The 25,991-nt window shown below is 59.4% G+C and carries 23 protein-coding genes and 1 pseudogene; 13 read left to right on the top strand and 11 right to left on the bottom strand.

Annotation, left to right across the window (positions count from 1 at the left end; genetic code table 11):
* The first annotated feature begins 59 nt into the window (after nucleotides 1-59).
* Nucleotides 60-968, top strand: a complete 909-nt coding sequence (locus CWM52_RS11765; RefSeq protein ID WP_100684289.1) for a LysR substrate-binding domain-containing protein — start codon at nucleotides 60-62, stop codon at nucleotides 966-968.
* Between the two features lie 47 nt (nucleotides 969-1,015).
* On the opposite strand, the gene CWM52_RS11760 is transcribed toward CWM52_RS11765, so the two are convergent.
* Nucleotides 1,016-1,288, bottom strand: a complete 273-nt coding sequence (locus CWM52_RS11760; protein ID WP_100684278.1) for a hypothetical protein — start codon at nucleotides 1,286-1,288, stop codon at nucleotides 1,016-1,018.
* Between the two features lie 237 nt (nucleotides 1,289-1,525).
* Complete coding sequence (locus CWM52_RS11755) at nucleotides 1,526-2,107, bottom strand: TetR family transcriptional regulator (RefSeq protein ID WP_100684277.1); 582 nt, start codon at nucleotides 2,105-2,107, stop codon at nucleotides 1,526-1,528.
* A 119-nt stretch (nucleotides 2,108-2,226) separates the two neighbouring features.
* Here CWM52_RS11755 and CWM52_RS11750 point away from each other — a divergent pair, with 119 nt between their 5' ends.
* Complete coding sequence (locus CWM52_RS11750) at nucleotides 2,227-3,717, top strand: SmvA family efflux MFS transporter (protein WP_100684276.1); 1,491 nt, start codon at nucleotides 2,227-2,229, stop codon at nucleotides 3,715-3,717.
* 2 nt (nucleotides 3,718-3,719) lie between these two features.
* On the opposite strand, the pseudogene CWM52_RS11745 reads toward CWM52_RS11750, so the two are convergent.
* A pseudogene (locus CWM52_RS11745) lies at nucleotides 3,720-4,617 on the bottom strand (IclR family transcriptional regulator domain-containing protein).
* 112 nt (nucleotides 4,618-4,729) lie between these two features.
* On the opposite strand from CWM52_RS11745, the gene CWM52_RS11740 reads away from it, so the two are divergent.
* The 7 genes from CWM52_RS11740 to benD all read left to right on the top strand — a co-directional run bounded on the left by CWM52_RS11740 (nucleotide 4,730) and on the right by benD (nucleotide 11,025).
* Complete coding sequence (locus CWM52_RS11740; RefSeq protein ID WP_165785385.1) at nucleotides 4,730-5,896, top strand: muconate cycloisomerase family protein; 1,167 nt, start codon at nucleotides 4,730-4,732, stop codon at nucleotides 5,894-5,896.
* Between the two features lie 19 nt (nucleotides 5,897-5,915).
* Nucleotides 5,916-6,206: a muconolactone Delta-isomerase gene (gene catC / locus CWM52_RS11735; protein WP_100684273.1), complete on the top strand. Its 291-nt coding sequence runs from the start codon at nucleotides 5,916-5,918 to the stop codon at nucleotides 6,204-6,206.
* 76 nt (nucleotides 6,207-6,282) lie between these two features.
* Nucleotides 6,283-7,212: a catechol 1,2-dioxygenase gene (gene catA / locus CWM52_RS11730; RefSeq protein ID WP_100684272.1), complete on the top strand. Its 930-nt coding sequence runs from the start codon at nucleotides 6,283-6,285 to the stop codon at nucleotides 7,210-7,212.
* A 139-nt stretch (nucleotides 7,213-7,351) separates the two neighbouring features.
* Nucleotides 7,352-8,734 (top strand): Rieske 2Fe-2S domain-containing protein, encoded by a 1,383-nt coding sequence (locus CWM52_RS11725; protein ID WP_100684271.1) that lies wholly within the window; start codon nucleotides 7,352-7,354, stop codon nucleotides 8,732-8,734.
* Nucleotides 8,734-9,219 (top strand): benzoate 1,2-dioxygenase small subunit, encoded by a 486-nt coding sequence (benB, locus tag CWM52_RS11720; protein WP_100684270.1) that lies wholly within the window; start codon nucleotides 8,734-8,736, stop codon nucleotides 9,217-9,219. Before CWM52_RS11725 ends, benB begins: the two co-directional genes overlap by 1 nt.
* A 9-nt stretch (nucleotides 9,220-9,228) precedes the next feature.
* The gene (gene benC, locus CWM52_RS11715) at nucleotides 9,229-10,242 is read left to right on the top strand and encodes a benzoate 1,2-dioxygenase electron transfer component BenC (protein WP_100684269.1); all 1,014 of its coding nucleotides are present in this window, start codon (nucleotides 9,229-9,231) and stop codon (nucleotides 10,240-10,242) included.
* A 9-nt stretch (nucleotides 10,243-10,251) separates the two neighbouring features.
* Complete coding sequence (gene benD, locus CWM52_RS11710; protein WP_100684268.1) at nucleotides 10,252-11,025, top strand: benzoate diol dehydrogenase BenD; 774 nt, start codon at nucleotides 10,252-10,254, stop codon at nucleotides 11,023-11,025.
* Here the strand turns inward: benD and yddG are convergent.
* Nucleotides 11,022-11,900: an aromatic amino acid DMT transporter YddG gene (gene yddG, locus CWM52_RS11705; protein WP_100684267.1), complete on the bottom strand. Its 879-nt coding sequence runs from the start codon at nucleotides 11,898-11,900 to the stop codon at nucleotides 11,022-11,024. The genes benD and yddG overlap by 4 nt on opposite strands.
* Nucleotides 11,901-12,123: 223 nt before the next feature.
* Here yddG and fdnG point away from each other — a divergent pair, with 223 nt between their 5' ends.
* The 3 genes from fdnG to fdnI are packed head-to-tail and all read left to right on the top strand — an operon-like array spanning nucleotide 12,124 to nucleotide 16,728.
* Nucleotides 12,124-15,171 carry a formate dehydrogenase-N subunit alpha gene (gene fdnG / locus CWM52_RS11700; RefSeq protein ID WP_100684266.1) on the top strand — a complete coding sequence of 1,016 codons (3,048 nt, stop codon included), beginning with the start codon at nucleotides 12,124-12,126 and terminating at the stop codon, nucleotides 15,169-15,171.
* A gap of 11 nt (nucleotides 15,172-15,182) precedes the next feature.
* Entirely contained in the window at nucleotides 15,183-16,067 is an 885-nt protein-coding gene (gene fdxH / locus CWM52_RS11695) for a formate dehydrogenase subunit beta (RefSeq protein ID WP_100684265.1), read from the top strand.
* On the top strand, nucleotides 16,060-16,728 hold the full coding sequence (fdnI, locus tag CWM52_RS11690) for a formate dehydrogenase-N subunit gamma (RefSeq protein ID WP_100684264.1): 669 nt from the start codon (nucleotides 16,060-16,062) through the stop codon (nucleotides 16,726-16,728). Before fdxH ends, fdnI begins: the two co-directional genes overlap by 8 nt.
* Before the next feature lie 38 nt (nucleotides 16,729-16,766).
* Here fdnI and CWM52_RS11685 read toward each other — a convergent pair whose 3' ends face one another.
* The gene (locus tag CWM52_RS11685) at nucleotides 16,767-17,198 is read right to left on the bottom strand and encodes a VOC family protein (RefSeq protein ID WP_100684263.1); all 432 of its coding nucleotides are present in this window, start codon (nucleotides 17,196-17,198) and stop codon (nucleotides 16,767-16,769) included.
* A 352-nt stretch (nucleotides 17,199-17,550) separates the two neighbouring features.
* Between CWM52_RS11685 and araJ the strand changes: the two genes are divergently transcribed.
* Nucleotides 17,551-18,720, top strand: a complete 1,170-nt coding sequence (araJ, locus tag CWM52_RS11680; protein ID WP_100684262.1) for an MFS transporter AraJ — start codon at nucleotides 17,551-17,553, stop codon at nucleotides 18,718-18,720.
* Here the strand turns inward: araJ and CWM52_RS11675 are convergent.
* The 6 genes from CWM52_RS11675 to CWM52_RS11650 are packed head-to-tail and all read right to left on the bottom strand — an operon-like array spanning nucleotide 18,717 to nucleotide 25,823.
* Nucleotides 18,717-19,811, bottom strand: coding sequence for an alkylhydroperoxidase domain protein (locus CWM52_RS11675; RefSeq protein ID WP_100684261.1), 1,095 nt, complete (start codon nucleotides 19,809-19,811; stop codon nucleotides 18,717-18,719). The genes araJ and CWM52_RS11675 overlap by 4 nt on opposite strands.
* Nucleotides 19,812-19,819: 8 nt before the next feature.
* Complete coding sequence (locus CWM52_RS11670; protein ID WP_100684260.1) at nucleotides 19,820-20,809, bottom strand: putative FMN-dependent luciferase-like monooxygenase; 990 nt, start codon at nucleotides 20,807-20,809, stop codon at nucleotides 19,820-19,822.
* Complete coding sequence (locus tag CWM52_RS11665) at nucleotides 20,806-22,410, bottom strand: ABC transporter ATP-binding protein (RefSeq protein WP_100684259.1); 1,605 nt, start codon at nucleotides 22,408-22,410, stop codon at nucleotides 20,806-20,808. Before CWM52_RS11665 ends, CWM52_RS11670 begins: the two co-directional genes overlap by 4 nt.
* Nucleotides 22,407-23,249 (bottom strand): ABC transporter permease, encoded by an 843-nt coding sequence (locus CWM52_RS11660; RefSeq protein ID WP_100684258.1) that lies wholly within the window; start codon nucleotides 23,247-23,249, stop codon nucleotides 22,407-22,409. Before CWM52_RS11660 ends, CWM52_RS11665 begins: the two co-directional genes overlap by 4 nt.
* Nucleotides 23,246-24,190, bottom strand: a complete 945-nt coding sequence (locus tag CWM52_RS11655) for an ABC transporter permease (RefSeq protein WP_100684257.1) — start codon at nucleotides 24,188-24,190, stop codon at nucleotides 23,246-23,248. Before CWM52_RS11655 ends, CWM52_RS11660 begins: the two co-directional genes overlap by 4 nt.
* A gap of 10 nt (nucleotides 24,191-24,200) precedes the next feature.
* A complete protein-coding gene (locus CWM52_RS11650; RefSeq protein ID WP_100684256.1) occupies nucleotides 24,201-25,823 on the bottom strand; it encodes a TIGR04028 family ABC transporter substrate-binding protein in 1,623 nt (540 codons plus the stop codon).
* Between the last annotated feature and the right edge of the window lie 168 nt (nucleotides 25,824-25,991).

Below are 25,991 nucleotides of genomic sequence, written 5' to 3'. Positions count from 1 at the left end.
ATGGTTTCGATAATCATATAATTTATGACTAATAATCCTGAAAAACGGGATGGTTAATGATGAGCAGACGACCTCTGACCTTTGATGCCGACGCGCTGCGCGCTTTCGTGACCGGGATGGAACTCGGCAGTTTTGCGTTGGCTGCCGAACGCCTCGGGCGTTCCACATCGGCTATCAGCGCTCAGCTTAAAAAGCTTGAGCAGCAGACCGGTACGGCGCTGGTAAAAAAAGCCGGGCGTCATCTGGCGTTGACGGCAGAAGGGGAGATCATGCTGAGCTACGCGCGGCGCATGCTGAGCCTGAATGACGAAGCCTGGACTGCGCTCCGGGCCAGAAGGGTAAGCGGCGAGGTGCGTCTTGGACTGCAGGAAGATTTTGGCGAGGTGCTACTGCCGGCGGTCCTCGGGCAGTTTACCCGCGCCTGTCCCGAGGTTGAGATCGCGGTTACCGTCACGCGAAATGCGCCGCTGCGCGAGGCGCTAATGCGCCAGGAACTTGATCTGGCCCTGAGCTGGGAAGGGCCAGACGAACCGGCTTTTGATCATCTGTTGGGAAGACAGTCGCTGCAATGGATCGCGGCGACGGAGTTCGATCTCTCCGGCTGCCTCGACAGAAACCAGCCGCTGCCGCTGCTGGCCTTCGAAGCGCCGTGCATCATGCGCACCGCCGCCACCAGGGCGTTAGACAAAGCCGGTATCCCCTGGCGTATTGCCGTTACCAGTCGCAGCCTGAACGGTATCTGGGCCGCCGCATCGGCAGGGCTGGGGGTGGCGCTACGGCCCACAATGGGCATGCCTGCTTCGCTACAGGTCGTTCATGGCGCGAAATTACCCGCGGCGGGTGATATTGGCGTCGGGTTATACGGTGATGAAAATCAGCTTTCCGCGCCGGCGAAACTGCTGCTGCACACGATTATCGCCTGTTTTGCGCCGCCTGTACCGCCGACGGATGATTCTGGTTGGCGCTGAAAGCCGGTCTGTGAACCGGTGTTTGTGAGCCTGGCGGCGTAAATTCTCTAGCTATTTGAAAAGAGAAAAACGATGAAAATAACCATCGCGCACAGGCAGATAAATATAGTGCTTGCGCTGTACTCCTTGACCTCCGTCAGGTAATCGTCATTAAATTGATTTAACGCTTTAACGGCATCTGCTTCATTTTCAGCGTCTACATCAAGGTGATGTTTTCTGAATCCCTGTCGTTTCATCTCTTTAATCAACGAGGATGTCACCTGGTCTTTTGGTACGGCTTTCCCGCCGCGGCTGCTGATAAAAATGACATATTTACCCATGGTTCCCTCACAAACGTATCATCCGGCTGAGTCAGAGGCTTCAGGCGCAGGTCTGAAACACGAAAAGAGTTAAGCCATAGCCGGCAGCGACTACAGCTTTCCCCCTTCTTTAGCGCCTGTTTTTAACCGCATCAGCCCCTGGCGCGGAGGCTGATTTGTCTGCTGAACAGGATGCCAGTTTGTGCCTTATACCTGAAATGTGATGCAAACTGCCGTGCTGTTGGCGGCGCAAAGTCTTTAGCGGGGCATCAGCTCTAACGTTATGTAATGATTGATGTATTGTGTAAATGCGCTGTCGTCGATAGCCTCCATTCCCAGCGCATAAATCCCGTCCAGCCCGCAGACCAGGGCAATTAAGCGCCAGGCGATATTCTCCGCGCTATCCACGGGGTGGAATTCGCCGCTGTCACAACCGCGCCGTATGATCCTGACCGTCTCTTCATGCCACATCGACATGGTGAGCAGATAGGCCTCTTTGATGTCGCTATCGCTACCGGAAAGCAGCTGTCCCTCGCGCCACAGGCGGATGTAGGGTTCCAGCCGACCATCCTCGCTGCCGAGCATTGAGAATAAACGCTCGCGGGAGCTGGCGTCTTCCGCGACCAGCTGGATATCGAGCATTTCACGAATTAAGCGGACGAAGACCTGCGCCTTAAGTTCGCCGATGGAGGTGAAATGGTGATGTAACTGTCCGGTAGAGACTTCAGCCACAGCGGCGATTTGCCGTACGGTCATGGCGCCTAATCCCCCCTGCAGCGCGACGCGCATCGCCGCCAGCATGATCACTTCCCGACGAGCTTCCCGATTTAAGTAGTGCATATTTCCCCGCTGAGCCGTGGTTTTCCTCGATATTAACAAAAAGTTGGACAGTGGTTCAATAATCCGGCAGGATCGCAATCCTGGACGCGTGTCCAATTTGGAAAGTAGAGGAACAAGGTATGTCTCGGCAATGGTTAACGCTGGTGGCGATTTTACTGGTTTATCTGCCGGTGGCGATTGACGCCACGGTACTGCATGTCGCCGCGCCAACGCTTAGTATGTCGTTGGGGACCAGCAGCAATGAGCTGCTGTGGATCATTGATATTTATTCATTAGTGATGGCCGGTATGGTGCTGCCGATGGGCGCGCTCGGCGATAAAATCGGCTTTAAACGTCTGCTGCTGCTCGGCAGCGCTATTTTTGGCGTCTCGTCGCTGGCGGCGGCATTTTCACCCACAGCGCTGGCGCTGATCGGCTCCCGCGCGCTGTTGGCTATCGGCGCGGCGATGATCGTCCCGGCGACGCTCGCTGGTATCCGCACCACGTTTTCGCAGGCGCGTCACCGCAACATGGCGCTTGGCCTGTGGGCGGCGATTGGCTCTGGCGGGGCCGCCTTCGGCCCGCTGGTGGGCGGCATCCTGCTGGAACATTTTTACTGGGGATCGGTGTTCCTGCTCAATGTTCCCATCGTGCTGGCGGTTATCGCCTTCAGCGCCCGGATGGTACCGCGTCAGCCGGCGCGCCGCGAACAGCCGCTTAATCTGACCCAGGCATTGATGCTGATTGTGGCGATCCTGATGCTGGTGTTCAGCGCAAAATCGGCGCTGAAAGGGCAGATGGCCGTATGGATGACCGGCGCGATCGCGCTGGTGGGGCTGGCGCTGCTGGTGCGTTTTGTTCGCCAGCAGCTTTCCGCCGCGACTCCGATGGTCGATATGCGCCTGTTTACCCATCGCATTATCTTAAGCGGCGTGATGATGGCGATGACCGCACTGATCACCCTCGTCGGCTTTGAGCTGCTGATGGCGCAGGAACTGCAGTTCGTCCACGGCAAAACGCCGTTTGAAGCCGGGCTGTTTATGCTGCCGCTGATGCTGGCGAGCGGGTTTAGCGGCCCCGTTGCCGGAGCGATGGTTTCCCGTCTCGGTCTGCGCCAGGTCGCAACCGGCGGGATGCTGCTGAGCGCGCTCAGTTTCCTTGGCCTGTCGATGACCGATTTCAGCACCCAGCAGTGGCTGGCATGGGGATTAATGACTCTCTTAGGGTTCAGCGTCGCCAGCGCATTGTTGGCTTCCAGCTCCGCCATTATGGCGGCGGCGCCGAAAGAGAAAGCGGCGGCGGCCGGCGCCATTGAAACCATGGCGTATGAGCTGGGGGCCGGTCTGGGGATCGCGCTGTTCGGCCTGATCCTGACCCGCAGCTACAGTTCATCGATTGTGCTGCCCGTCGGGGTGGACGGCCAGACCGCGGCGCAGGCCTCGTCATCCATCAGCGAAGCGATCGCGCTGGCGCAGTCGTTGCCCGCGGTTCCGGCGCATTCGCTGATTGTCGCGGCGAAAACCGCATTTATCAGCGCTCACAGTATTGTGCTGGCCACCGCCGGAGTGCTGCTGTTGCTGCTGGCCGCCGGGATCTGGCGCAGTCTGGCGCAGGCGCCGAAAATGAACTAGCCCTATAGCTGGAGAGAAAGCGCCATGGCCGCTCGTCGCAGCGGGTCCAGCGCTTTCTCTCGCAGCGCGGCGGCGCTCATGGCGCTGGCGGGTACGCCGACATTGAGCGCAGCGACCACCTGGCCGCTGCGGGACAGCAGCGGAACCGCCAGCGAACATAATCCCACCTCAATTTGCCGATCGGCTATCGCGTACCCCTGCATACGGACCCGGGCTATTTCCTGCCGCAATCCCGCTAAATCACACAGCGTATGCGGGGTGTAGCGAAGTAAATTTGCGCGTGACAATGTCACGTTTAGCTGTTCTTCCGCCAGGGCGCTAAGCAGGACGCGGCCCATTGAGGTCGCCCACGCGGGGAGACGACTGCCGCGACCGATGTCGACGCTCAGCAGATTGTTGACGGCGGCCCTGGCGATGTAGAGCACGTTATCGCCATCGAGGGTGGCGGCGGAGCAGGACTCGCCGAGGGTCTTACCGAGATTATCCAGCGCGCTCTGGGCCACTTTCGCCAGCGGCGTCCCGGCCAGGTAGGCGTGGCCGACGGCCAATACCCGCGGCAGCAATTCATAGCTGCGTCCATCCGGGCTGTGCACCATGCCGAGCGCGGCGAGGGTATACAGGCAGCGGCGGACGGCGGCGCGGGAAATCTGCGTTTTCTGACTGAGCTGCGAGATAGTCAGCCGCTGGCGCTGGGGAGTAAAGGCATTGAGAACTTCCAGCCCGCGCGCCAGCGACAGCATGAAATTCGGGTCGTGTTCGGCCTGCCTGGCGCTGAGGGGGGTTGGCGGTGTCGCGCTCATTGAATTCCTCTCCGTTCGAAAACAAAAGCTCACGGGGCACCACTATACCGCGGGGAAAAAGGGCGGCGACGGAATGTGCCCGTTTTACCACCCGGATCACACTATTAACCTCATTTTAACAAGCGCGTCGATAATCGCACAACATTTCGATTATCGCCGTTGACCATTTCACCGGCTCGCCCCTATTGTCAAAGTCACCGTCACCCCTCGTTATGGTTGGCGGCACAAAAAGTTATGTATTTAACGAGCAGGAAGAAAACATGACCGCGACCGTAGAACGCATTGAAAGCTGGCTGGTTGACGTCCCGACCATTCGCCCGCACAAACTCTCGATGACAACCATGGGTTGCCAGACGCTGGTGATTGTCCGCATTACGCGCTCTGACGGCATTTGTGGAATCGGCGAGGCGACCACCATCGGTGGGTTGAGCTATGGCGTCGAGAGTCCGGAAGCCATCTCCAGCGCCATTAACCATTACCTGACGCCGCTGCTCAAGGGGCAGCCCGCCGATAACCTGAATGCGCTGATGCAGCGTATCAACAGCGCCATCAAAGGTAATACGTTCGCCAAATCGGCGATTGAAACCGCGCTGTTGGATGCGCAGGGCAAGGCGCTGGGGCTGCCGGTTTCGGCGCTGCTGGGCGGCGCGCTGCAGACGTCGCTGCCGGTGCTGTGGACCCTGGCGAGCGGGGAGACCAGCAAGGACATCGCCGAAGGGGAAAGGCTGCTGGCCGAAGGCCGTCACCAGGCATTTAAGTTAAAAATCGGCGCGCGCGAACTGGCGACCGATTTACGCCACACCCGGGCGATTGTCGAGGCGCTGGGCGATCGGGCGAGTATTCGCGTCGACGTTAACCAGGCCTGGGACGCCACCGCGGCGGCCAAAGGCTGTCGTGAACTGGCGGCAATGGGCATCGACTTAATTGAGCAACCGGTTAGCGCGCAGGACAGCGCGGCGCTGGTTCGCCTCAGTCAGCATATTGAAACCGCGATTCTGGCGGATGAAGCGGTGGCGACGCATTACGATGGTTATCGCCTGGCGCAGCAGGGCTTTAGCGGTGCCTATGCGCTGAAAATCGCCAAAGCGGGCGGCCCGGCCAGCGTTTTAGCCCTGGCGCATGTCGCGCAGGCGGCGGGTATCGGGTTGTATGGCGGAACCATGCTGGAAGGCACCGTCGGCACCGTCGCATCGCTGCACGCCTGGTCGACGCTGCCGCTGCAATGGGGCACGGAAATGTTCGGCCCGTTGCTGCTCAAAGATGACATCGTCAGCGTGCCGCTGACCTTCGCCAACGGCAGCGTCGTTGTGCCTCAGACCCCGGGCTTAGGTGTCGAACTTGATGAAGATAAATTGCACTTCTATGCCCGCAAAGCGTAGGGCATGACAGGAGAAAAATATGCTGTTTAAAGTGGATATGACCGTCAAGATCCCGCTGGGCTATCCCGCCGCCGAGCTTGAAGACATTAAACAACGAGAAAAAGCCTATTCGCAGCAATTACAACGAGCAGGCACCTGGCGACATATCTGGCGCGTCGCCGGACTGTACGCCAATGTCAGTATTTTTGATGTGCGTGATGCTGATGAGTTGCACCAGATATTAATGGGGTTGCCATTATACCCGTTTATGGAAATCCGCGTGGAGGCCTTGTGCCGCCATCCCTCCTCGATTCGTGAAGACGATAGCTAAAAATAATAAAAACCTCGCGCCGGACAGGCCGGCGTAAACCCTACAAGCCACCTGCAAGCAATAAGTGAGAATCACAATGAAAAATTCTTTCGTACAACAAGAAGCCGTGCAGAAATTATTACGTGAAAGTGCCGGGTTAACCGTTCCCGGCGGTAATGAGCGTTTTAAAGTCATTGTCCATCGTGTACTGGAAGATATATGCACCCTGATCGACGATTATAATATTACCCAGGAAGAGTTCTGGCATGCGGTGAACTATCTGCACGAACTGGGCGGACGTCAGGAAGCGGCGCTGCTGGCGGCAGGTCTCGGACTGGAACATTTCCTCGATCTGCGTCAGGATGCGATCGACGCCGCAGCGCATCGCGAAACCGGCACGCCGCGTACCATTGAAGGGCCGCTGTACGTTGCCAATGCGCCGCTTGTCGAAGGGCACGCGCGGATGGATGACGGTCTCGATGCAGGGGAGGTCATGTGGTTGCACGGTCAGGTTTGCGATACCCAGGGCCGTCCGGTCGCCAACGCGATTGTGGATATCTGGCATGCCAACACCCTCGGGAACTACTCGTTCTTCGACCAGAGCCAGAGTGAATACAACCTGCGCCGCCGCATCCGTACCGGCGCAGATGGCCGCTACAGCGTGCGCAGTATCATGCCTTCCGGTTACGGTTGCCCGCCGGATGGTCCGACGCAAAAGCTGCTTAACCAGTTGGGTCGTCACGGCAACCGTCCGGCGCATATTCACTTCTTTGTCTCCGCGCCGGGCCACAAGCATTTAACCAGCCAGATTAACCTCAACGGCGATAAGTATCTGTGGGACGACTTTGCCTTCGCCACCCGCGATGGCCTGATTGCCGACCCGGTTAAAATTACCGATCGTGAGCTGATTGCGCAGCGTAAGCTCGACGGCGAGCACACCGAAGTTCGCTTCGACTTTACCTTGTGCCCGGCCCTCAACGCCGAAGAAGAGCAGCGTATTTCCCGCCTGCGCGCACAAGAGTCATGACCGGTACACCTCCCGGGCCGGTGCGCCCGGGGCGGTGAGTCATACTATTGCCCGGCCTGCCGCGCGGCCGGGGATATTCCTGAATTGATTATTCTCTCTGACTTTATTAATTCCTGAATTCTGCAGGAGGGCGAAGCTCATGCAAAAAACACTCTCGCTATTAAAAGATAAAATCAGCAATGCATTAATTGTTGACCGGCAAAAACATATTTACCGCTGCCATCGTTCTATTTTCACCGATGCTCAGTTATTTGAACTGGAGATGAAACATATATTTGAAGGTAACTGGGTATTCCTCGCCCACGAAAGTCAAATCCCTGAGCCTGGCGATTATTTTACCCTGACCCTCGGGCGCCAGCCGGTTATTATCACCCGCGATAAAAATAATGCCTTGCATGCTTTAATTAACAGCTGCGCCCACCGCGGCGCGATGCTCTGCCGCCGTAAAACCGGCAATAAAAACGCGTTTACCTGTCCGTTCCACGGCTGGACCTTCGCTAACAACGGTAAATTACTCAAAGCCAAAGATGAAAGCAGCGGCGGATATCCGCAGACCTTTAAACATGAAGGGTCGCACGACCTGAAAAAGCTGCCGCGCTTTGCCGCTTATCGCGGTTTCTTATTCGGCAGCCTCAACGAGGACGTGCAGCCGCTGGAAACCTACCTCGGCGAAACCTGCAAAATTATCGATCTGATGGTCGATCAGGCGCCGCAGGGGCTGGAGGTGTTGAAAGGCTCCTCCAGCTATGTCTACGAGGGCAACTGGAAGCTGGGCGCGGAAAACGGTGCCGACGGCTATCATGTCAGCGTGGTGCACTGGAACTACGCCTCCACAATGTCGCGGCGCAACTACGAGGCTGAAGGGACGCATTCCGTCGATGCCAACGGCTGGTCGAAAAGTCTCGGCGGCGGTTACGGTTTCGAAAACGGCCATATGCTGCTGTGGACCCGGGCGCTGAACCCGGAAGTGCGCCCGGTCTACGCCCATCAGGCCCGCTTACAGGCCGAGTTTGGTGAGCGGCGCGCCGACCAGATGGTCAATGAAACGCGTAATCTGTGCCTCTATCCCAATGTCTATTTGATGGACCAGTTCTCCACGCAGATCCGCGTCATTCGCCCGCTCGCCGTGGACAAAACCGAAGTCACTATCTGGTGCTTTGCCCCGAAAGGCGAGCCGGACCAGGCCCGCGCGCTGCGGATTCGTCAGTATGAGGATTTTTTTAACGTCAGCGGCATGGGAACGCCGGACGATCTGGAAGAGTTCAGCGCCTGTCAGCGCGGTTATCTCGGTGAGAACCTGGCGTGGAGCGATCTCAGCCGCGGTGCGCTGCACTGGGTTGATGGCCCGGATGAGCACGCGCGGCATGCCGGATTCACGCCGCTGCTCAGCGGGGTGAAATCGGAGGATGAAGCGCTGTACATCGCCCATCACCATCACTGGCAAAAGACCATGCTGGCGGCGCTGGAAAAAGAGCAACAGCGCTATGAACAGTCGATAACCCAACGCGTGGAGGTGGTGTAATGCTGACGCTTGCACAGATTCGCCAGTTTCTCTATTACGAAGCCCGCCTGCTCGACGACCGCCAGTGGGATGAATGGCTGACGTGCTACAGCCCAAAAGTGGTGTTCTGGATGCCGGCGTGGGGGGATGACGACAAGCTGACCCGCGACCCGCAGCGCGAAATATCGCTGATCTATTACCCGAACCGCGAGGGGCTTGAAGACCGCGTCTACCGCATCAAAACGGAACGTTCCGGCGCCAGCACGCCGGAGCCGCGCACCACCCACATGATCAGCAACGTTGAGCTGCTCGGCGAACATGAGCAAGGGGTGGAGGCGCGCTACAACTGGGTGACTTACAGCCACCGCTATCAGCACACCGACGCATGGTTTGGCTCGACCTGCGTGGCTTTGACGCTCTGCGACGGCAAACCGCAAATCCTGCGTAAAACGGTGCGCCTGAACAACGATTATATCCGTCAGGTGATTGACGTTTACCATATTTAAGAGGTGGTCATGTTTACTATCGCACTCAATTTTGAGGATGGCATTACCCGTTTTATCCAGTGCAATGCGGGAGAAAAAGTGTTGGACGCCGCCTACCGGCAGAAGATCAACTTGCCGATGGACTGCGCGGACGGCGTCTGCGGCACCTGCAAATGTCACTGCGCCAGCGGCGATTATGGCATGGGGGAAGAGTATCTGGAGGAGGCATTGAGCGAAGCAGAGGCCGACGCCCGTCAGGTGCTGACCTGTCAGATGATCCCGACCAGCGATTGCGTGATTGATGTCCCGGTGGCGGCGGCGCAGTGCAAAACCGCGTTGGCCAGCACCGGCGCGGCGGTGATGCAGGTCAATCATCTGTCGCAGACCGCCATTGAACTTGTGCTCCGCCTGGATGAGCCGCTGGCATTTCTGCCCGGACAATACATCAACATTCAGGTACCGGGCACCCCGCAGGTACGCGCTTACTCTTTCAGCTCGCTTCCGGGCGAGCGCGAGGGGCGCTTCCTGATCCGTAATGTGCCCGGCGGTATAATGAGTCAGTGGCTGACGCGCCAGGCGGCGGCGGGCGATCGTCTCATCCTCAGCGGTCCGATGGGCAGCTTCTACCTGCGTAACGGAGAACGCCCGCTGTTGATGCTGGCGGGCGGGACCGGGCTGGCGCCGCTGCTGTCGATGCTGCACACCCTTGCCCGGCAGGGCAGCACCCGGTCAATCACGCTGCTTTACGGCGTCACCCGCGACGATGATCTGGTGAAAGCCGAGGCGCTGGATGCCTTCGTCGGTCAGCTTTCCGGCTTCCGCTGGCTGCCGGTCGTTGCCGATGAACAGAGCGCCTGCCCGCAGCGTGGGTTTGTCACCGGGCATCTTGATGAGGCGATGCTTAACGATGGCGATGTCGACATCTATCTGTGCGGCCCGCCGCCGATGGTCAACGCGGTCTCCGGCGCGCTTCGCGAGCGGGGAATTAATCCGGCCGGTTTCTGGTATGAAAAATTTCTCGCCAGCCAAAGTGCGGCGGCATAAGGAGGAGCGATGCGTTTTCAACATCACGTGGTGGCTATTACCGGCGCGGCCCAGGGCATTGGCCGTCAGACGGCAGAGCAGGCCGCCCGCGAGGGCGCCCGTTTGCTGCTGATCGACCGTTCGCACTATGTTCACCAACTGGCGGCGACGCTGGCCGAGAGCGGCAGCGAGGTGCTGGCGCTGGAAGCGGACCTCGAACAGTGGGAGAGCACCGAGCAGGCTTTTGCCGCCGGGGTCGCCCGTTTTGGCCGTCTGGACGTGGCGATCAATAACATCGGCGGGACAATCTGGGCGCGCCCGTTTGCCGAATATCAGCCGGATCAGATTGAACAAGAGATTCGTCGCTCGCTGTTTCCGACGCTGTGGGGCTGCCGCGCGGCGCTGCCGTGGATGCTGAAACAGGGCAAGGGTAGCATCGTTAACGTCTCATCCGTCGCCACGGCGGGGATTAACCGGGTGCCTTACTCGGCGGCGAAAGGCGGGGTCAATGCGTTGACCCGTTCGATTGCCATGGAGTACAGCGGCAGCGGGATTCGCATCAACGCCGTGGCACCGGGCGGGACCGAAGCGCCAGCGCGCTTAACCCCGCGCAATCCGCAAACGCCCACGGCGCAGGAGCAGGAGTGGTATCAACAGGTGGTCAGTCAAACCGTGGAGAGCAGCCTGATGCATCGCTACGGCACGCTGGCGGAACAGGCGAACGCTATCCTGTTTCTCGCCAGCGATGAGGCCAGTTATATCACCGGCGTCACGCTGCCGGTGGCCGGAGGCGACCTCGGTTAGCGTCGGGTGGCATACCAGCAGAGCAGGGAGCCGGCGCAAACCATACCGGCGCCCTGCCAGAACGGCCAGGAGAGGGCCGCGCTGAGCAGCACCGCCGCCAGCGCCGAAGAGAGCACCGGGGTAAAGTAAGAGGCGGCCGCTAGCAGGCTGACGTTGCCGTGCAGAATACCGACGTTCCAGGCCGCATAGCCAAATCCCAGCGCCACCGCGCACATCACCAGCTTAATGACCACCGGCCAGCTGAAAATCATCGGCGGTTGATCGCTGAGCATAAACTTCAGCCACAGGGTCAGGGCGGTTAATAAAACAAACAGGGTAATGCCGTTTTTGCCGCGCGCATATTTCGCGGTGACCGTGCAGTAGGTCGCCCAGATAAATGCGCCGACAAAAGCCAGAATATAGCTCAGGGGGCTGGAGACGACGTTGCGGGTAATTTCATCACTATTCAGTCCGTGCTCGCCGCCTAATACCCAGGTGACGCCAAGCAGCGCGAGAAATAAGCCGGGTACGACCAGCCAGCTGGTTTTCTGCCCATTAAAGAGAATGGCAAAGAGTATCGTCAGGCTAGGCCACAGATAATTGACCATCCCGACTTCAATCGCCTGCTGACGGCTGCCGGCAAAGCCCAGCGACAGCGCCAGACATATTTCATAGCTGACGAACAGCAGACTGCCGGCCAGCAGATAGGCGCGCGGCATCTGCCGCAGCCGGGGAAACCCGACGGTGGTCAGCAGCAACAAGCCGCTCAGCGTATAGATCATTGCCGCGCCGCCGACCGGGCCTAACCCTTCGCTGACGCCGCGGATTAATCCGACCATCGTGCTCCACAGTACAATGGCGGCCAGACCGGTCAACGTCGCTTTTTTCTTTTCCATGTCAAACCTGACACCGATATTTATCAAGAGCCGATTTATAACACTTTTTCATTCCGTCTGGCCCCTGTTTTCCTTCGCGCTTAATACCAAGGGGGTAATGAAATCCGCTGACCTTGACTATTAAGGGGGCGACGGTTTTCGACATTGATTTGACGCAAAAAAATCAGGGGCATTGCTGGTAGTTTCCCCCGCGATGAACACGCATCCTGCATGGAGAAAATCAATGGACGTCAGCCGCAGAAAGTTTTTTAAAATCTGCGCAGGCGGTATGGCCGGAACAACAGCTGCTGCCCTGGGTTTCGCACCCAAAATGGCGCTGGCTCAGGCGCGTAATTACAAATTATTGCGCGCCAAAGAGATCCGCAACACCTGCACATACTGCTCCGTGGGCTGCGGGCTATTAATGTATAGCCTCGGCGACGGCGCGAAGAACGCGAAAGAAGCCATCTATCATATTGAAGGGGATCCCGATCATCCGGTCAGCCGGGGCGCTCTATGCCCGAAAGGCGCGGGGCTGCTGGATTATGTTCATAGCGACAACCGACTGCGCTACCCGGAATACCGCGCGCCGGGGTCTGACAAATGGCAGCGTATCTCCTGGGACGACGCCTTCAACCGGATCGCCAGGCTGATGAAAGCCGACCGTGATGCCAACTTTATTGAGAAAAACGAGCAGGGCACCGTGGTTAACCGCTGGCTTTCAACCGGGATGCTGTGCGCCTCGGCGGCCAGTAACGAAACCGGGATGCTGACGCAGAAATTTGCGCGCTCGCTCGGCATGCTGGCAGTGGATAACCAGGCGCGCGTCTGACACGGACCAACGGTAGCAAGTCTTGCTCCAACATTTGGTCGCGGTGCGATGACCAACCACTGGGTTGATATCAAAAACGCTAATGTCGTGATGGTGATGGGCGGCAACGCCGCTGAAGCCCATCCGGTGGGATTCCGCTGGGCGATGGAGGCGAAAAACAACAACGATGCTCTGCTTATCGTCGTCGACCCGCGCTTTACGCGCACGGCATCGGTGGCCGATATCTATGCGCCGATTCGTTCCGGCACCGACATTACCTTCCTGTCGGGGGTGCTGTTGTACCTGATTGAAAACGGCAAAATTAACGCGGAATACGTTAAACACTACACCAACGCCAACCTGCTGGTGCGCGACGATTTTGCCTTTGATGACGGGCTGTTCAGCGGCTATGACGCTGAAAAACGGCAGTATGACAAAACATCGTGGAACTATCAGTTCGACGAAAATGGCTACGCCCTGCGCGATGAGACCCTGCAACATCCGCGCTGCGTATGGAACCTGCTGAAACAGCATGTCTCGCGCTACACGCCGGAAGTGGTGGAGAACATCTGCGGGACGCCGAAAGCCGACTTCCTGAAAGTGTGCGAAGTGCTGGCGTCGACCAGCGCCGCGGACCGGACCACCACTTTCCTGTACGCATTGGGCTGGACGCAGCATACCGTCGGGGCGCAGAACATCCGCACCATGGCGATGATCCAACTGCTGCTCGGCAACATGGGGATGGCGGGCGGTGGGGTGAATGCCCTGCGCGGTCACTCCAACATTCAGGGCTTAACCGACTTAGGTCTGCTCTCTACCAGCCTGCCGGGTTATCTGACGCTGCCATCAGAAAAACAGAGCGACTGGCAGACCTGGCTGAACGCCAACACGCCAAAAGCCACGCTTGCGGATCAGGTGAACTACTGGAGCAACTATCCGAAGTTTGCGGTCAGCCTGATGAAAGCGTTTTACGGCGATGCGGCGCAGAAAGAGAACGACTGGGGCTTTAACTGGCTGCCGAAGTGGGACCAGGCTTACGACGTCATCAAGTATTTCAACATGATGGATAAAGGTCAGGTCACGGGCTATATCTGCCAGGGCTTTAACCCGGTGGCCTCGTTCCCGGACAAAAACAAGGTGGTCCGCAGCCTGAGCAAGCTGAAGTACATGGTGGTTATCGACCCGCTGGTGACCGAAACCTCGACCTTCTGGCAAAACCACGGCGAGTCGAACGATGTCGACCCGGCGGCGATTCAGACCGAAGTGTTCCGTCTGCCGTCCACCTGCTTTGCGGAAGAGGACGGGTCGATTGCCAACTCCGGACGCTGGCTACAATGGCACTGGAAAGGCCAGGATGCGCCGGGCGAAGCGCGTAACGACGGCGAAATTCTGGCTGGGATTTACCATCGCCTGCGCGAAATGTATCGCACCGAAGGTGGGAAAGGCGCCGAGCCGCTGCTGAAGATGAGCTGGAGCTACAAACAGCCGGATCATCCGGAATCGGAAGAGGTGGCGAAAGAGAACAACGGCTATGCGCTGGCGGATCTGTATGACGGCAACGGCGTCCTGCTGGCGAAAAAAGGCCAGCTGTTGAGCAGCTTCGCGCTGCTGCGCGATGACGGCACCACGGCATCGTCCTGCTGGATCTACGCCGGGAGCTGGACGGAGCAGGGTAACCAGATGGCCAACCGCGATAACGCCGATCCGTCAGGACTGGGCAATACGCTGGGCTGGGCCTGGGCGTGGCCGCTCAACCGCCGCGTGCTGTATAACCGCGCTTCGGCGGATATTAACGGCAAACCGTGGGATGCGAAACGGATGCTGGTCCAGTGGAACGGAACGAAGTGGACGGGGAACGATATCCCTGACTTCAATACCGCCGCGCCGGGCAGCAACACCGGGCCGTTTATCATGCAGCCGGAGGGGCTGGGGCGTCTGTTTGCCCTCAATAAGCTGGCGGAAGGTCCGTTCCCGGAACATTACGAGCCGATGGAAACGCCGCTGGGTACCAACCCGCTGCACCCGAACGTGATCTCCAGTCCGGTGGTGCGTCTGTATGAAGACGACGCCCTGCGCTTAGGGAAGAAAGATAAGTTCCCGTACGTCGGGACCACCTATCGTCTGACCGAGCATTTCCATACCTGGACCAAGCATGCGCGGCTCAACGCCATTGCCCAGCCGGAACAGTTTGTGGAAATCAGCGAAGGTCTGGCGCAGGCGAAAGGGATTGCCAACGGCGATCGGGTGACGGTGAGCAGCCAGCGCGGCTTTATCCGCGCGGTGGCGGTGGTGACCCGCCGTCTGCGGACGCTCAACGTTCACGGCCAGCAGGTAGAAACCGTCGGCATCCCGCTGCACTGGGGCTTTGAAGGGGTGGCGCGGAAGGGCTACATCGCCAACACCCTGACGCCAAACGTCGGCGATTCCAATTCGCAAACGCCGGAGTACAAAGCGTTTCTGGTCAACATCGAGAAAGCGTAAGGAGCGATTCAATGGCGATGGAAACACAGGACATTATTCAGCGCTCCGCAACCAACCCGATTACCCCCGCGCCGCGTGCGCGGGACTACAAGGCGGAAGTGGCCAAGCTGATTGATGTCTCCACCTGCGTGGGCTGCAAAGCCTGCCAGGTGGCCTGTTCCGAGTGGAACGATATCCGCGACGAGGTGGGGCACTGCGTCGGGGTGTACGATAACCCGGCGGACCTGAGCGCAAAATCGTGGACGGTGATGCGCTTTAGCGAAACCGAGCAGAACGGCAAGCTGGAGTGGCTGATCCGCAAAGATGGCTGCATGCACTGCGAGCAGCCCGGCTGTCTGAAAGCCTGTCCTTCCGCCGGAGCGATTATTCAGTACGCCAACGGCATCGTCGATTTTCAGCAGGAGAACTGTATCGGCTGCGGCTACTGCATTGCCGGCTGTCCATTTAATGTCCCGCGGCTCAATAAAGAGGATAACCGGGTCTATAAATGTACTCTCTGCGTGGATCGCGTCAGCGTCGGCCAGGAGCCGGCCTGCGTGAAGACCTGCCCAACCGGAGCGATTCATTTTGGTACTAAGAAAGAGATGCTGGAGGTGGCGCACGAGCGCGTGGAAAAGCTGAAGAAGCGCGGCTATCCACAGGCCGGGGTCTACAACCCGCCGGGGGTGGGGGGTACCCACGTGATGTACGTCCTGCACCATGCCGACCAGCCTGAGCTGTACCACAATTTGCCGAAGCAGCCGCAGATAGATACCAGTATTAATCTGTGGAAGGGGGCGCTTAAACCGCTGTCGGCGGTCGGCTTTATCGCCACCTTTGCTGGCCTGATTTACCACTACATCGGCATCGGGCCGAATAAAGAAGTGGATGACGACGAGGAGGAGCATGATGCATAAATCGAAAATGATTGTGCGCACCAGGTTTATCGATCGCGCCTGTCACTGGACGGTGGTTATCTGTTTCTTTCTGGTGGCGCTCTCCGGGATCTCGTTCTTTTTCCCGACGCTGCAGTGGCTGACGGAAACCTTCGGTACGCCGCAGATGGGGCGCATTTTGCATCCGTTCTTCGGCGTGGCTATCTTCATGGCGCTGATGTTGATGTTTGTGCGTTTTGTCCAGCATAACATTCCGGACAAGCAGGACATCCCGTGGCTGAAGGGCATTGTTGAAGTGCTGAAGGGCAATGAACATAAAGTGGCCCGCGTCGGCAAATATAACGCCGGGCAGAAGATGATGTTCTGGACCATCATGAGCATGATTTTTGTGCTGCTGGTGACCGGAGTGATCATCTGGCGTCCCTGGTTTGCCCCTTTCTTCCCGATCGAGGTCATTCGCTACAGCCTGCTGCTTCACGCCACCTCGGCGATTATTTTGATTCACGCCATCCTTATCCATATGTATATGGCATTCTGGGTGAAAGGGTCGATTAAGGGGATGGTCGAAGGGAAAGTGAGCCGCCGCTGGGCGCAGAAGCATCACCCGCGCTGGTATCGCGACGTTGAGCGTCTGGAGGCGAAAAAAGAGAGTGAGGAAGGCATCGCCACGCGCCGTTCCTGATGGTTCTTCATGGCGCGACCGGGTCGCGCCATGTGCTTTCAGCTCTCGCTACGCAGGACTTCCAGCCCGACGCGCTGGCCGTAAGAGAGTTCCAGCGTATTGCCATCCGGGTCGCTGAAAAAGACGTAATAGCCCACCGGCTCCCCGAGCTGCTCCGGCTCCTTTCGCAGCACGCCTTCCCGCCGCGCCATCGCGGTTTTCGTGTCGATCTCCTCTTTGGTCGCGCAGGCGACGCCTAAATGGCCAAACGGCCCCAGCGGGGTATCGGTCGGTTCATCCGCCTGCACCAGCACCAGGGCGAATAAGCGGGTACGATCGCTTAACCACGCCACGTGGCGAGCGGAGGGAAGATCCGGCGAGCGCCGGTGGATCACCTGCATGGCGGTGTAGCGGGTATAAAAATCGATGCTCTTGTCGAGATCCCGCACCATAAAGGCCACATGGGTAAAACCGCTGTCAATCTCATGCATATCATGTCCTTATCGTTATCTGACGGTATGCGTTAAGCGTAAGACCTGAAGTTAAGTTGAGGTAAACGGCGGATTTATCGATTTGAGCTCACCAGAAAAGGGGGGGGATAACCTTTCCCGCCCCGGCAGAAAAGCATGAAGCGGGCAAGGCGGAGTCAGCGCTTTTTCATACTCTTTCTCGCCAGGCGGCTTCAATTTACTCGAACCCACCTTCTTCTCTGCCAGACCATGACTCGCATGAATGGATCGCGTTATTTTATGGACAAACGGGTCAGCGCACGTTTTTGTCTGGTTTGCCGATCCTGAATGGTCAATAATGCCGGCCGAAAAGGCAAAATACGTGATTAACTGAATGAAAAAGACGATTTTTTCGCTCGCGCTGGGCACGTTCGGCCTGGGCATGGCGGAATTTGGCATTATGGGCGTGTTGCCGGAGATCGCTCGCGATGTCGGGATCTCGATTCCTGTCGCCGGCAATATGATAGCCTGGTATGCCTTTGGCGTGGTGATTGGCGCGCCGGTGATGGCGCTGTTTTCCAGCCGCTTTTCATTAAAGTCGGTGATGCTGTTCCTGGCCGCGCTGTGTATTCTCGGGAATACCCTGTTTACCTTTTCCTCCAGCTACCCCATGTTGGCAGCAGGCCGCCTGCTGTCCGGCTTCCCGCATGGCGCCTTTTTCGGCGTCGGGGCGATTATTCTGTCGAAGGTGGCGCCGCCGGGCAAAGTGACCGCCGCAGTGGCCGGGATGATTGCCGGTATGACGGTGGCTAACCTGATCGGCGTTCCCGCCGGAACCTGGCTGGGGCATCAGTTAAGCTGGCGCTATACCTTTCTGGGCATCGCGCTTTTCAACGTTGCGGTGCTGATGGCGATTCTGTGGTGGGTTCCGACGGTCTATGATCGAGCCACGACGCGACTGCGGGAACAGTTTCATTTCTTATCGTCGCCTGCGCCGTGGCTTATTTTCGCTGCGACCCTGTTTGGCAATGCCGGGGTATTTACGTGGTTCAGCTATATCAAACCGTTTATGCTCCATGTCTCCGGGTTTTCCGAAAGCGCGATGATCGCCATCATGATGCTGGTGGGGCTGGGGATGGTTATCGGTAATCTGCTGAGCGGGAAAATCTCCGCTCGCTACAGCCCGCTGCGCATCGCGGCCACCACCGACGGCGCTATTGTGGCGGTGATGTTGCTGATCTTTCTCTTTGGCGACCATAAAACGGCGTCGCTGCTGCTGGCGTTTTTGTGCTGTGCCGGACTCTTTGCGCTGGCGGCGCCGCTGCAAATCTTATTGCTGCAAAATGCGCGGGGCGGAGAGATGCTGGGGGCGGCTGGCGGGCAGATAGCCTTCAACCTTGGCAGCGCGCTCGGCGCATTTTGCGGCGGGATGATGATTACCTCCGGCTTTGGCTGGAATACGATCGCGCTCCCGGCGGCGTTCCTCTCCTTCCTCGCGATGACATCGCTGTTGCTTTACGCCCGCGGCCAGCGGAACCGCCCGATCGCGGGCGCGATGGATTAATCGATTTCCCACGGCTCGCCGAGGGTTAACATCAGCCGGTTGGCCCATGCGAAAAAGGCCGCCGATTGCAGTAAATCAAGCTGAGCCAGGGTATCCAGCCCCTGCTCTTGCAGGCCATGGAGATGCGCGGCGGTCAGGGCCGGCGGCGTGACGGAAAGGGCGGCGGCGAAATCTATTTCCGCCCGCCAGCGCGGCGACTGGCCGTCGCTCAATGTTTCCCCCGGCGTCACCGCCAGCAGCGTTTCTATCGCGCTCTCATCTTTTGCCAACTGCGCCGCCTTGCGGGCATGCACCGATGCGCAGTAAATACAGCCGTTAACCTTACTGGCGACGGTGGCGGCCAGTTCCCGTTCCGCGCGCGGCAGACCGCCGGGCGTATAGAAGATGCCTTTGTCGGTTAGCGTGCGCTGCTCCAGCACCGGCTGATTGCGCGCCAGCAGGCGAAAATAGGGGGAGTCCGTATGGCCAAATTTCGCCAGAATCGCCTGTTCATCATCGCTGAAGGCTTCCAGCGGTTTGGCCTCCAGCCAGGGCTCCCAGTTGAGTTCATCGCGGGTGAAATGTCCTGGGGCCCGCTTGCCGCTGACGGTTTGCCGGGTGGTATGCCAGAAACCGGCCGCCACCGGCGTATCGGCGCTGGCGAAGGGTTTACCGTTCAATAAGCGCAGGCCGTTGAGTAACCGGCTCTGGAAGCTGACGAAGGCGATTAGCTGGGCGAGGGTGACTATCCCACGCGGGGTCCAGCCGGCGCGGGTGAGCGCCTGCAGTGCCGAAGGCGTGGCCTCCAGCGGGCTGAAGGTTAGCAGGCGGGCAAACGCCAGCGCCGGGGTCAGCCGCGCGGAGGTCGGGTCGGCAAGGCCAAAACCGGCATAGTGGGCGGCCAGCGCATCGGCCTGATGCAGCTTCGCCACTCTGGCGGCGACGGCAAAACGCTCATCGGGTGGAAAATCCTCATCCTGCTGGCTGAACAGCACCTCGTAGCTGCCCTGCGCGTGGCGGGTCGCCGCGTCGCGCACGGCCCGGGCCTCGGCTAATGGGGAACCCGGGGAAATCTCTGCCAGCTCTGCCAAAATATCCTGACTCAGTGTCATGGTGACTCCTACCTTAGTTGCGGGGCGATATGTTGAGCGATCAGCTCAAGGGAACGCAGCGTGTCACGGTGCGAGGGCTCAACGGAGTGCACCTGGAACGAAATATCGGTGACGCGGGCCAGCACGCTGTCCCGCGCCAGAGATGCCTGCACATGTTCAACATCGCCGACGTGGGCGTCCAGCTGCGACAAACAATCAGTGACAGTGTCACCGATTGTCTCATGTCCGGCAGCGCGATGTGCCGCCGCCTGTTGGCGTAATCCCGGTTCCGCGACCTGTAGGGCGTACTGCTGGCTGTCGGCAATGAAGGCGGTGCGCGAGGCGAGGATCCTTGGCGCTCTGCCAGCGGGCAGCGCCGCGAGGTAGGCATCGATCAGGGGATTCTGGATAGCATCAAGCGCTAAATCCGGCTGCCCGAGCGGGCGCGGCTGTGTACGGGAGAGCATCAGGCCGTGACCGGCCTTACCGGCGCGAACGGCGCCGTCAATTGAAAAGGTCGCAATCCAGATCCGTTCAGCCAGCTGCGGCGCCGGTGGATAGAGATGATTTTCCGGATGGCCCAGTGAATCACCGCGCCAGGCGCTGTGGATCAGATGCAGGTTTTCGGCGAACACGGCTCCCCGCTGCTCGCTGGTTAAGCCAAACGGCAGAAACGAGGTTGGCGTACCGCCGGAGCCAAAGCCGACCTCAAGACGTCCGTTGGCCAGGAGATCCAGCACCGCCGCGTCTTCGGCGACCCGCAGCGCGTTCTCCATCGGCAGGGTAATAATGGCGGTACCAAGACGAATATGTGCGGTCTGCGCCGCGACATGGGCGAGAAAGACCAGCGGCGAAGGCAGGCCGCCTTCATGCTCGTGGAAGTGATGCTGGGCAATCCACGCACTGTCAAAGCCGAGGCGCTCGGCGTGGCGAATCTGTTCGGTTGCCAACCGGTAGCGCTGTTGCGCGGGGGCAGAGTCCAGCAGGCGGGTGAAAAAACCCAGGCGTTTACGCGTCATGCGATCTCCTTGCTCAGGGTGGATACGTGGGGAATGGCGGCGATGAGCTCGCGGGTATAGGGGTGCAGTGGCTGGCTAAACAGGCGGTTGACCTCGCCGTATTCCACGACCTGACCGGCGCGCAGTACCGTAACGCTCTGCGCGATGCGCCGCACCGTCGCCAGGTCGTGGGTGATAAACAGATAGGTCAGCCCCAGCTGTTGCTGGAGCTGCTGAAGCAGGGCGAGAATCTGCGCCTGTACGGTAACATCCAGCGCGGAAGTGGCTTCGTCGAGAACCAGAATCGTCGGCTCCAGCACCAGCGCCCGCGCAATGGCGACCCGCTGGCGCTGGCCGCCGGAGAGCTCGCGAGCGGTTCGCGTCAGCAACTCCGGTGCCAGCGCGACCCGGGCGGCAACTGCTTCGACGCGGGCGCGGCGGCTGGCCGGGCTCAGCGGGTCGAAATTTTTCAGCGGCTCTTCGATAATCTCAAACAGGGTCTGACGCGGGTCGAGCGAGGCGAACGGGTTCTGATAAACGAACTGAATTTTACGCCGCAGCTGGCGCTGCGCCTCGCGGCTTAAATGACCGGCATCAATACCATCAATGGCGATGTGGCCGCTATCGGCCTGTTCAAAGCCGAGCAGAATCCGCGCCAGCGTGGTTTTGCCCGAACCCGACTCGCCAACTAACGCATGGGTCGTGCCGCGTTTGACCTCAAAGCTGACGGCGTCCAGCGCCTGTAGCCCGGCATCGCCCAGCGAAAAACGTTTACTGATATCGGCGACGCGGATAGCGGGCGTCGCCACAGGGTGGCGCGGCGCTGTCCCGATGGTAGGCTGGATTCCCTGCAGATCGCTCAACAGCTGGCGGGTGTAGGCGTGTTGCGGCGCGCGGATGACATCCGCGGTGAGGCCCTGTTCCTGAACTTCTCCGTGGCGAAAAACCAGCAGCCGGTCGGCGCGTTGCGCCGCCAGCGCCAGATCGTGGGTGACGAGCAGCACCGCCGTCCCGGACTCCCGGCGCAGGGTATCGAGGAGGTCGAGAATGCGTTTCTGGACGGTAACATCGAGGGCGCTGGTTGGCTCATCGGCAATGATCAAGTCCGGTTTCAGAGCAATAGCGATGGCAATTAACACCCGCTGCTTCATGCCACCGGAGAGCTGATGCGGATACTGATAAAAGCGCTGTTCGGGATGGCTGAGGCCAACTTTGCTTAACAGGGCCAGCACCTGCTGCTTACGCACGGCGGCGGGCTCTTTCTGGTGCAGACGAAGTATTTCGCCAACCTGCGCGCCGATCGTTTGTACCGGGTTCAGGGAGTTGCCCGGATCCTGCGGGACCAGACTGATTCGCGCGCCGCGCAGACTATCAAGTCGTTTCCCCGACCAGCCGCTGATATCCTCGCCGTTAATTTCCACTCGTCCGCTGTCGCGCCGGGCATTGTTCGCCAGCAGACCGATAATGGCCTGGGCGGTGGTGGTTTTACCGGACCCGGACTCCCCGACAAAGGCCAGCATTTCGCCGCGTTGCAGGCTGAAGCTGACGTTGTGCACCACTTCCTGCCAGCGGTGCTGCGAGCGGTAGCTGATGCGCAGATTTTCCACGCGTAAGACGTTCATGAGCGCTCTCCGCTAAATTGACGGCTGATACGGTTGGCGGCCAGCACCACGGCAACCACCGCCACGCCGGGGAAGGTGGTCAGCCACCAGGCGGTCGAGAGATAGTTGCGTCCTTCGGCAATCAACAGCCCCCACTCCGGTACCGGCGGCGGCGTACCGTAGCCGAGAAAGCTCAGGGTCGAGAGGGCGAGGATCGCCTGACCAAACTGCAGCGTGGCGAAGGCCAGTACGGCGATCAGTGAGTTGGGTAAAATATGCCGCCAGAACACGGCAAAGAAGGTGCCGCCGCTGCCAAAGGCTGCTTCGATATAGTCGCTACGGCGCACGCGGACCACTTCCGCGCGCGCCAGGCGGGCAAAGCTGGCAATAGCGGCGACGCCCACGGCCACCGCAGCGTTCACGGTGCCGAAGCCGAGCAGAATAATCACCGTTAACGACAGCAGCAGCGACGGGATGGCCAGCAGGACATCAACCAGCCGCATCACCAGCGACTCGACGCGCCCGGCAACGGCACCGGCCAGCGCACCGAGCGCGGTACCGACCAGCAGGCCGATAGCGACAGCCGCCAGCGCGGCGGAAAGCGAGTGCGCCGCGCCATAGACGATCCGCGTCCACAGGTCGCGACCCAGTTGGTCGGTTCCCAGCCAGTGGCCCGCCTGCGGCGCCAGACGCGGCGCGCCGGAGGTGCCATCAAGCGGGTTATAGTCGCTGAACAGCTGCGGGGCGATCGCCATCAACAGCGCGATGAACATGATGCTCCAGGCGAGCCATAGCCCCGGCTGGAAACGACGGCCAGGCGCTCGTCGGCGGGCGGCGGTAGCGTAATCAACGAGGCTCATACCACGCCTCCGGTTACGGTTTTCAGGCGGGGATCGAACAGCGGCATCAGCAGATCCACCAGCAGATTAATCAACACAAATGCGAGGGCGGAGATCATCACCACCGCCTGTAAGACGGCAATATCCTGGTTGTTGACCGCCTGCTGGGTCAACTGACCCAGACCGCCGCGGCCGAAGACGGTTTCGGTAATCAATGCCCCGGCGATCAGCTCCCCCAGCAGCAGCCCGGCGATATTCAACGCCGGTAGCAGGGCGTTGCCGGTGACGTGTCGCCACAGCACGCCGGTTTCACTCATCCCTTTGGCGCGGGCGACGGCGACAAACGGCAGGGCGGCCACCTGGTCCATGCTGCGCATCAGGATCTGCGCCAGCGGGGCGGAAATGGGCACCGCGACGGCGATGATCGGCAGTATCAGCCCCTGTAGCGGGCCAGGATTAATCACCGGGATCCAGCGCAACTGGAAGGAGAAAAGTTGAATCAGCGCAATCCCCAACCAGAAGGTCGGCAGCGAGATAAACAGCACCGGCAAAGACTGTAAGGTATTGCTCAGCCAGCGCAGCCCCGGCAGACGGGAGGCGAAGGCCAGGCTAAAGGCCAGCGCGATAGCCAGTATAAACGCCGGGATTGCCAGACTGAGGGTGTCCGGCAGGTTGCTGGCCAGCAGGGTACTGACCGCAATACCGGCCTGTAACGAGTAGCCAAAATCCCCCTGCAGCATCGCCGCTAAGGTATGGAAATACTGCTTCCAGACCGGGCTGTCGGCGCCGTAGGCGATGCGCATGTCGGCGATTTGCGCCGGGCTGAGACCGAGATCCGGGTTCTGAAACTTGATCAATACCGCATCCCCCGGCAGCACCTGCAGCAGCACGAAGGAGAGGGTAAAGGCCGCCCACAGCACCAGCAAACTCTGGCCCAGACGTCGCAGAAGGTTATGGCTCATCCCAGACTCCTTAGTGTTTTTCCAGCCAGCTGCCGTAGAACGACGGTCGGCCGACGGCTTCAAAGCTTACGCCCTTCACCCAAGGCGCACCGGCAAAGACCTGCGGCTCTTCAAATATCGGGATCACGTAGGCGTTATCCAGCAGATAGCGCTGGGCATCGCCGGTCAGCTGCAGGCGCTTTTGCGCATCGACTTCGGCGGAAATGGCGGTCAGCAGAGTGTTAAGCTTATCGTCGCGAAAGCGCTGTACTTTGTCGCTGGAGCCGCCCTGTTGCAGCAGAGCATCGCGGTTGGTCGGGAAGAACATGCTTTTCACCACGTCCGGGTCGGCGCGACCCACTTCCGAAACGGTCAGCGGGGTCTTCAGCGGATCGAGGTTATCAATAACCCGGCTACCGGCATCGCCGGCTTTTACGCTCAGCGCCACCCCTACCTGGCGCCACTGTTGGGCAATCAGCTGGAGCACCTCTTTGTTTTGCGGCTGCGGCAGAGATTCATAAACCGTCAGCGCCAGGCGCTGGCCATCTTTCTCTCTGATCCCGTCGGCGGCCGGTTTCCAGCCGGCTTCATCGAGCAGCTGCCGGGCCCTGGCCTGATCGAAGGTCAGCTTGTCGCTGAGATTGACGTAGCCTGCCGCTGAACGGGCCAGCACTGACGTCGCCTGTGGATAGTTAGCCGAGAACAGCGTCTCGACCACCTGTCTGGCGTTGGTGGCGTGCAGCAGTGCCTGGCGGACGCTCAGGTCGGAAACCAGCGGGTTATCCGGGCGGAAACTCAGGCTGTCATTGACGCCGCGGGTGGGGGCGGCATAAATCCTGAATCCCTGGTCGGTCGCCTGCTTTTCATCGTAGGCCTGGACCTGGCGGATAAAGTCGGCCTGACCCGCCAGTAACGCCCCGATACGCACGCTGTCTTCCGGGGTGACGATAAAGGTAATGCCGTCGAGGTTGGCCGGCCCCTGTTGAGCCAGGTTTTTCGGCCCCCACTGATAGTCTTTGCGGGCGACCAGCGTTAGCTCGCGACCCGGTTTTTCATCTTTAACGATAAAGGGTCCGGAGCCGATAATATTGCGCGCGTCGCCGAGCTCGTCGAAATTACGCTGCAAGGTGCTGAGAGAGACCAGTCCGGAGCCGATGGTGGCGGTGCCCTGCAGGAAGCCGGGCGACGGCTTTTTGAAGTAGAACTTCACCGTCAGCGGATTGATGACTTCGCTATGGTCGTAGTTGTTGATCACTTCAGAAACCGGCAGCCGCTGGGTTTTATTGCCAAGGCCGTAGGTATCAAAATTTTTGGCCACCGCGTTGGCATCCAGCGGGGTACCGTCGGAGAAGGTGATGCCCGGACGCAGCGTAAAGGTGTATTCGGTTTTGTCGGCGTTCGTGACCCAGCTCTCGGCAATCCACGGTTCAACCGCCAGCGTCTTCGGGTTTTGCCAGGTGAGCTTATCGGTTATCTGATTGAGAATGCCGCCGTTGGGGTAGAAGCCTCCGGCCGGTGGATAGAGATTGGTGTGCGGCTGCTGCTCCAGATAGATTAATGTCCCGCCTTTGACCGGCGTATCGGCGGCCCAGGCGGAAAAAGCGCCGGATAAAAAGAGGGCTGCCAACGCGGGCAGACGAAAACGGCTTTGCATGGTGAATTCCTTTGTTATCTATTGTGTTGCCATCATCGGGCGCGGATATAAACAAAGGAACCAACGAATTGCGCTAAGCATTTGCGGAAAAGGCATTTACCGCGTTGGAGAAATATTCTATGTGGGTAACAGCCGGAGGAATGCGTTCATGCCGGATGGCCAGCGTCA

It is taken from the genome of Raoultella sp. T31 (genome assembly GCF_002806725.1).
Lineage (GTDB): Bacteria > Pseudomonadota > Gammaproteobacteria > Enterobacterales > Enterobacteriaceae > Klebsiella > Klebsiella electrica.
This window is presented reverse-complemented; position numbering and strand designations above follow the sequence as displayed.